Origin of the sequence: Vibrio sp. V10_P2A27P122, from assembly GCF_963874335.1 — a bacterium.
Classification (GTDB): domain Bacteria; phylum Pseudomonadota; class Gammaproteobacteria; order Enterobacterales; family Vibrionaceae; genus Vibrio; species Vibrio anguillarum.
This window is the reverse complement of the sequence record NZ_CAWNHY010000057.1, coordinates 1-7,927: the sequence shown is the minus strand read 5'-3', so window position 1 is coordinate 7,927 and position 7,927 is coordinate 1. Positions and strand designations below refer to the sequence as shown.

Here is a 7,927-nt window from a genome sequence, read left to right as displayed (position 1 = left end):
TGACAGTAATAACGTCGATCAGGTTGAACTATTTAGTGTATGAATATCAAGAGTTCGAGGGATAAGTTGGTGTTGGAGTTAACAACTACGAGGGGGAATGTAAAAAAGACGCAGTGTCTGCGTCTTTTCATCTTTCGTCAGCCTACCTTGCTAGGTATTAAAATTTAGGCATTAAAAATTTGTGTAAATTCTGCGGTTGACAAATGGTATTGGCGAGGACAATTACGCCAAGCCGTTAACATGCGACGATATTTATCTGACATTGGCATTTGGCTGTTGAAGTGGTGATCGGCTTTATCAAATTGTGGGTAAAGCCCTTCAGACTCAACCAAGAAACGCACGTAATGAACGCGTTGTGACTCTTTAGCGATATCAAACCCTAAAAAGTGCAGGCGGCGCTGATCCACATTTTTGCTTTCTGCATCGGAGAGCATTTTGTGTGATTCTTGCATAGCGTGATACATCTCCATGATGTCGATCACTTCGCGGCACTCCGCTTCGGTCAAGCAGCCAAATTCTTTGTTGAGTTCTCGCATTTGCAGTTCATAACCACGTTCTACAATGGTTTGTAACCGCTTGTATTTTTTGGCGTTGTTGGGATCCATCTGTGACATCAAAAAATACTGATTAGATAGAATCAGTCGTTGAGCGTTGGTCATTTCCATGGAGGTAGCCTCACTAAATTTTATGTTCTATTTGATGGCATAAGGTTAACAGCAATTATCGACAATGAAACATGATCTCAACACGGATTTAATATGGAAAGTATAAAATGTGTGCAATTCTTGTCACTTTTTGTGTAAGTGGTTATAGATATAATCTTTGTCGGAAAAGACACGCAACCATTCCGGCTTAAATACGGATAGTATCGCTAACGCCATACCATTGAGCAGCCCTTCTGGGAAAGCGAGTAAAGGAACAAAAATTAGGTAATTATCGCGGATGACTTGCCAGTCATGTTGCCCAAGAAGCAATTGATAAGCGGTGTTAATGGCCAAATGCAGGCTACCCGTCAGGCCGCCATTTAAAAAACCAGCCACAAAAATAAACACAAAAATATTGCGCGGTAGATAATGATAACTCAAAGCAAACAAAGCATAACTAACTAGGATTGGCAGTAGCGATGATAGCAGTAAGTATTCGGGGATGTTAAAGAAGGCCAGTTTACCGACCGCCGCCAGTGCGAATGTAACAGGAATAGTTATAACAAATGCGCAGCGCCAGCCAAACATCATCGTGAGGGTTGTTAAACCGAGAAAATGGATAGGCAATCCTTCGGTCACTCCGGCTTGAGCTAACCACAAAAGAAAAAGCGCAAAAGAGGCAAAATAGGTGAGATGCTGAAAGGATTTCTCGGCCTTAAACTTTGTCCAAAATGAGTATTTAAAATCGCGAAGGGTCGTTAACCCAACAAGTAGCAGGAGCAATAGCACCGCAAGTTGTTCCAGCTGCATGGCTAGCCTCTCTATAAAAATACCAGCATTATGCTGGCATTTTTATGGTTATTAAATCAAGCAATCAATATTTTATGTTTGAGTGATACTGAGCTAAGATCCCAACGATTTTGTCCATGGTCTCTTTTGACGGCGGATTCACACCTTCTAATGGGTATTCTAGCCCCATTGCTTCCCATTTATGAGCGCCCAATTTGTGATAAGGCAGCAGCTCTACTTTCTCGATGTTATCCATATCTTTAATAAAATCACCAAGCATATGAGCCGCTTCTTCGTCATCAGTGTAGCCAGGAACAATCACATAACGGATCCACGTTTTTTTACCTATGGTGTGTAAGTAGCGCGCGAAATCTAAGGTTCGTTTATTCGACACACCAATAAAATCATGGTGGATCTCATCTTTCATGTGTTTGATGTCTAACATCACTAAATCAGTGGCATCGAGTACTTCATCAATCACGTCTGTGTGTTTGCGAATATAACCGTTGGTATCTAAGCAGGTGTGAATGCCCTCAGCTTGCGCTGCGCGGAATAAATCACGAACAAATTCAGGTTGAAGCATAGCTTCACCGCCTGAGCAGGTAATTCCGCCGCCAGAGGCTTTCATAAAATGGCGATAAGATTTTGCTTCGGTAATGATTTCTTCAACAGTCACTTCCTTGCCTTCATGGGTGTCCCATGTGTCACGATTATGACAATACATACAACGCATTAGGCAGCCTTGCATAAAAACAATGAAGCGAATTCCAGGGCCATCTACCGTGCCACAAGACTCAAAAGAATGAATACGACCAGTTGTTGACATCAGTTCATCTCGAATAGGTTATTTGCCTGTTATTTTATTACAAATAGTAGGGATTAAGTAGGGTTAATGTGCAATTGCCGCCGCATATCCTAAACCATATGTTGTGGCTTAAAATGAATGTCATGAAATTCTGCACATTGACTACACTGTATAGAAATAAGAACTCGTTGAATGCGATAGGGTTTAAATAAGGAATAGTTCATGGATGTACAGTTTTCTCAAAAGCAAAAAATCAGTCTATTTTTAGTTATCCTTTGTGTTGGTTTTTTAGGTTTAGGGATTTATACCGCAAAGAGCTTGATGGGAATGGATGAACAGTATCGCTCCAGTGGCGAAGTGGCATCCGGTTCTGTGGCGATATTTACTACTCAAGCAAATTTGTTGTCGCTTGCATCAGAGCTAAACAACATGCAAGGCAATCAGGTCAACTCGATTTTGAATAAATTGGATCAGTTGATGGAAGAGGTGAATGCTAATGTTACTTTCCTGCAAAAGACCAATTTTGCTCAAGAAGGGGAAGTGTTGCTCAAGGCGGCCAAACAATTTGACCAATTTTTGCGTCCTTGGTTGCAAGTGAAATCAGAAGTGGGTTTCAACGTTAACGAAGGTAAACTGGGCGAGCTGAAAACGTTGGCCACCACGATAGAGAAAAAGATAGATGAGACGGGGATGGTTACAATCAACTCGGATTTTCAAGCCATGGTTAAGGCGCAGCAAAATTATTTATTAGAACCCACGGAGCAAAACTTAAAACTGTTTAATCGTGCTATGGCCAGTTTCGTCAATATGTCTGATTCTTATTCGATGTTGGATCTGTATGAAAAAGAGATACAACAATTTAAACAGGCTTTTTTACGTGTGAGTGAACTGTCGCAGCAATTGCAAGTGATGGAGAAACAAAGAGGCGATACAGAGGCGCAAGTTAAGTCGGTGATTCAAGATATTTCAACCAAGCTTTCCGCGTTGAGTGAACAATATCAGTTGGCCGCAAAAACGACCGCATCGCAAACACAGTGGTCTGTATTGGCAGCCTGTGCGTTACTTGCCATATTGACTATTGCTATTTTCCTTACCTTTAGTTTTTCTCTTTCTCGTTCTTTGTCGCAAACTATTCACGTGTTGAACAATATCTCGCGTGGCGATTTGTCACGCCGTATGCCGATGACGAATAACGAAAAGGACGAATTCAATCAACTGGCATTGGCCATTAACCAAAGCTGTGAAAATTTAGGGAAATTGGTGAGTGGTGTGCAGAAAAGCAGTGAAGCCTTGTCTGGTGATGCCGCATCACTGAATGTTGGATTAGACACTTTGGTGACAAATCAATCTGATGTTTTGGGACAAACGCAATTATTGGCATCGGCCACAGAAGAGGTCAGCGTGACGACCCAAGAAGTCTCTAACTCATTGGAGTTTGTTGCGGAACTCAGCAAATCTTCTATGCAAAGCGCAGAAGAGGGAGGAAAAGTGATTTCCGTTGCTATTACGTCACTGGTTGAGGTTGGTAAAATCCTAAGCTCGGCCGCAGGCCACATTCATCAACTTGAACAAGCTTCTGCAAAAGTAGACTCGGTGATGGACATCATTAATGGTATTGCCGAGCAGACTAACTTATTGGCACTCAATGCCGCAATTGAAGCGGCGAGAGCGGGAGAGCAAGGTCGTGGCTTTGCTGTTGTCGCTGATGAAGTTCGAAGTTTAGCAGTAAGAACGGTCAATGCCGTGGCCGAAATTTCCGGCACTATTGATACTATGCAAAAGGAAAGTGCGGAAGTAATCACTTATATTGCGCAATCTGAGCAGTCTATGCAGAGTGGGCAAGAGAAAGGTAATGAGGCAATACAGGCCATCGCGCAAATTATCAAAAAAGCAGATGAAGCGGCGAATAAAACAGAAGCCATTTTTGCATCGATCCGAGATTTGGCGACGACTAGCCATTCAATGGCAGATAATATGATACAAATATCTAGAGCCATGAAAGCCTTGGAAGAGAACAATGAACAGTTAAGAGCAACCAGCCAGATTGTGGATAAACGCTCTAGCAGCCTAAGTGTAGACTGCCAAAGTTTCACCATATAATTTCAGTTTGCTAAACGTTAGAAAAAAGCAAAAAGAGAAATATTACCGACACCGTGAATGGAGTTTTTGTCTTCCTTATACTCAGGTGTGTTTGCGGTGAACGTTAAACTCGCACCGACTTGTTGAATATACCAAGCCGCACCAACTACGGCGGTCGCCTGAAGATTTTCCAAGTTAACTTGGTAATATTCAGATGGGTGATCCAATCCGTTTAAAGGCCTATCTCCTTCGATGGTAATGTCATTGAAGCGATAGCGTCCTTTTACACCTCCGAATAGAAACCATCCAGTATCCGAGGCACCAATCATCCCTGCCGAGAAAGGGTTTTCTGCACTGATTTGAGCACTGCCAAAGTTACCCGCAAGATCGGTCCCCCAACGCATCATAAAACCTGTGGAGAGATCACTGCGAAAGTTACCTACATTGACCTCTGAAACGTTGGAAAGCTCAACGTCAGTTCCTGCATAGCTGCGGTATCGTGCCAGATTAAAGTGAGACAGATAACCCACGCTGCCGACGATTTTTTCCTCTACTTGGTAGGCCCAGCCATTGGGTTCGTCAGATTTAGTGATGCTGTGCACTAACTTTTGCGCTTTCTCAGAAAGCGCAGCATCTCCGGTGGTTCCAATGGTTAAATTTGCCCGCGTGGCTTGTTGGGGATGCAAACTAATATAGTTAAGCTCGGAGTGTAAATACCCAGCGTAAGGTCGTTCATTCGGCTCTGGTTTGGTAAGAGAAATCTCCGAAGGAGTCCACATTTTGTGGCCAATGCTGATCTCCCATTTGTCCAATGGGGCCGCTCCCCAAACCGAAAGGCTGAGTGGTTTAGCCCACCAATATGGAGCAATCGCCCCTGAGGTGTAGCTTAAAAATAAACCATTGGTGTAGTCGCGATCTACGCCAAATACGCCATCGTTATCGAGGTTAAAAGCAACCGTTGCGTGTTGAGAGGCCAGCGCAGAAGCACTGAGTAACGTCAATGGAAGAATGTGAAATAGCTTCATACGAACACTGCAGAGTATAGACAAGCCCTAATCATATAGGAAAGATGCGCTATTCAGTTGATAAATAGGCAATTGAATCAAAATAAATGTGGTAAGCGTAACATTTGTGGTCGATGCATTGCTCATTTTTGATTTCTGAGTATAAAAAAAGCCCCACTCATCGAGCAGGGCTTAACTATTTTGCTAGTAATTTAACTGAAATTATAGAGATTCAGTGAAAGTACGTGCAATAACGTCAGCTTGTTGTTCAGCAGTCAGTGAGTTAAAACGCACAGCATAGCCAGATACACGAATGGTTAGCTGAGGGTATTTCTCAGGGTGTTTAACCGCATCTTCTAAAGTTTCGCGATTAAGCACGTTCACGTTTAGGTGTTGGCCACCCTCAATGCCTGCTTCATGGTGGAAGTAACCATCCATCAGGCCAGCAAGGTTTGCACGTTGACTTGCTTCTTCTTTGCCTAACGCATTTGGAACGATAGAGAAAGTATAAGAAATACCATCTTGTGCATCAGCAAACGGTAGTTTCGCGACTGAAGTTAATGATGCTACTGCACCTTTTTCGTCACGGCCATGCATTGGGTTTGCACCCGGTGCGAAAGGCATACCAGCACGGCGACCATCAGGTGTGTTACCTGTTTTCTTACCATATACCACGTTTGAAGTGATAGTCAGGATAGACTGAGTTGGAATTGCATCACGGTACATCTTAAGTTTACGGATTTTGCCCATAAACGTAGAAACAAGTTGGCATGCGATGTCATCAACGCGGGCGTCATTGTTACCAAATTTAGGATAATCACCTTCGATTTCGAAATCGATCGCTAGGCCATCTTCGTCACGAATTGGCTTAACTTTTGCATATTTGATTGCAGATAGAGAGTCAGCAGCAACAGACAGGCCAGCAATACCACATGCCATCGTACGTTTAACGTCACGATCATGCAGTGCCATTAGCGCGGCTTCATAGCTGTATTTGTCGTGCATGTAGTGAATGCTGTTTAGTGCGGTCACATATTGCTTCGCCAACCAATCCATGAAGTGGTCCATTTTTGCCCACAGTTCGTCATAGTCAAGATACTCACCTGCGATCTTGTCCATTTTAGGGCCAACTTGGATTTTCAACTTCTCATCAATACCACCGTTGATGGTGTAAAGCATGGTTTTAGCAAGGTTTGCACGCGCTCCGAAGAACTGCATTTGTTTACCTACAACCATTGGCGATACACAACATGCGATAGCATAGTCGTCAGAGTTCATGTCTGGACGCATTAAATCATCGTTTTCGTACTGGATAGATGAAGTATCGATAGATACTTTTGCACAGAAACGTTTAAAGCCGTCAGGTAGCTGCTCAGACCAAAGTACAGTGATGTTTGGCTCTGGAGAAGGACCCATAGTGTATAGGCTGTTTAGGAAACGGAAGTTAGAACGCGTAACGAGTGTACGACCGTCAAGACCCATACCACCCATTGATTCTGTTGCCCAAATTGGGTCGCCAGAGAATAGTTCATCGTATTCAGGAGTACGTAGGAAACGAACCATACGCAGCTTCATTACGAAGTGGTCGATCATTTCTTGAGCTTGTACTTCAGTGATTTTACCCGCTTCTAGATCACGTTGGATGAAGATATCTAGGAAAGTAGAAGTACGACCTAGCGACATTGCCGCACCGTTTTGTGATTTAACAGCAGCTAGATAGCCGAAGTAAGTCCACTGGATAGCTTCTTGTGCAGTTTCTGCTGGGCGAGAGATGTCAAAACCGTATTTTTCAGCCATTTTTTTCATTTGGCCAAGTGCGCGGTGTTGTTCTGCAATTTCTTCACGAAGTTGCATCGTTGCCGTTAGATCTTCGCCGTTCTCAAAACGCTCTTGTAGAGAAGTGAATTGAGCAAGCTTATCCTTCATTAGGAAATCAATACCGTAAAGTGCTACGCGACGGTAGTCACCAATGATACGGCCACGACCATAAGCATCAGGAAGGCCCGTCAGAACACCAGACTTACGACACGCTAGGATATCAGGAGTGTAGATATCGAAAACGCCAGCGTTGTGAGTTTTACGGTATTCTGAGTAGATTTTTGAAATCATAGGGTCAAGAGTTCTACCGTATGCTTTGCAAGAACCTTCAACCATACGCACACCACCGTTAGGGATGATAGCGCGCTTAAGTGGTTTCTCAGTTTGTAGACCCACGATAGTTTCAAGATCTTTTTCGATGTAGCCTGCATCGTGAGCAGTGATGGTAGAAATAACGTCAGTATCGAAATCGACAGGGGCCTTAGTCGCGTTTTCCTGTTTGATACCTTCCATTACTTTAGCCCAAAGCTTGTTTGTCGCTTCAGTACCTTCAGAAACTAGGAAAGATTCGTCACCTTCATACGGCGTATAGTTCTTTTGAATAAAATCACGAACGTTAACTTCGTTTTGCCACTCACCTGCAACAAAACTTTCCCAAGCTTTAGCAAATTGCTCTGCCATGACATACCTACCTTTTTAGTAGAAAAAACACGTACCGTCTTCACCGTTGAGCCAGTTATCCTCGAAAGGAGCAGTACACTCTATTAATACAATATCTATATTCACAC

The 7,927-nt window shown here is 43.2% G+C and carries 6 protein-coding genes; 1 reads left to right on the top strand and 5 read right to left on the bottom strand.

All coding sequences use genetic code 11. From position 1 onward, the window contains the following. Positions 1–164: 164 nt before the first annotated feature. The 3 genes from AACQ17_RS03485 to pflA all read right to left on the bottom strand — a co-directional run bounded on the left by AACQ17_RS03485 (position 165) and on the right by pflA (position 2,259). Positions 165–665 carry a YfbU family protein gene (locus AACQ17_RS03485; protein WP_013856541.1) on the bottom strand — a complete coding sequence of 167 codons (501 nt, stop codon included), beginning with the start codon at positions 663–665 and terminating at the stop codon, positions 165–167. 123 nt (positions 666–788) lie between these two features. Beyond that, positions 789–1,454, bottom strand: a complete 666-nt coding sequence (locus AACQ17_RS03480) for an energy-coupling factor ABC transporter permease (protein WP_019280921.1) — start codon at positions 1,452–1,454, stop codon at positions 789–791. A gap of 64 nt (positions 1,455–1,518) precedes the next feature. Beyond that, complete coding sequence (pflA, locus tag AACQ17_RS03475) at positions 1,519–2,259, bottom strand: pyruvate formate lyase 1-activating protein (protein ID WP_013856543.1); 741 nt, start codon at positions 2,257–2,259, stop codon at positions 1,519–1,521. Positions 2,260–2,460: 201 nt separating this feature from the next. On the opposite strand from pflA, the gene AACQ17_RS03470 reads away from it, so the two are divergent. Beyond that, positions 2,461–4,338 (top strand): methyl-accepting chemotaxis protein, encoded by a 1,878-nt coding sequence (locus tag AACQ17_RS03470; protein WP_094147763.1) that lies wholly within the window; start codon positions 2,461–2,463, stop codon positions 4,336–4,338. Positions 4,339–4,355: 17 nt separating this feature from the next. Here the strand turns inward: AACQ17_RS03470 and AACQ17_RS03465 are convergent, their stop codons facing one another. After that, on the bottom strand, positions 4,356–5,342 hold the full coding sequence (locus AACQ17_RS03465; protein ID WP_170935165.1) for a lipid A deacylase LpxR family protein: 987 nt from the start codon (positions 5,340–5,342) through the stop codon (positions 4,356–4,358). Between the two features lie 201 nt (positions 5,343–5,543). After that, positions 5,544–7,820 carry a formate C-acetyltransferase gene (pflB, locus tag AACQ17_RS03460; RefSeq protein ID WP_013856546.1) on the bottom strand — a complete coding sequence of 759 codons (2,277 nt, stop codon included), beginning with the start codon at positions 7,818–7,820 and terminating at the stop codon, positions 5,544–5,546. Between the last annotated feature and the right edge of the window lie 107 nt (positions 7,821–7,927).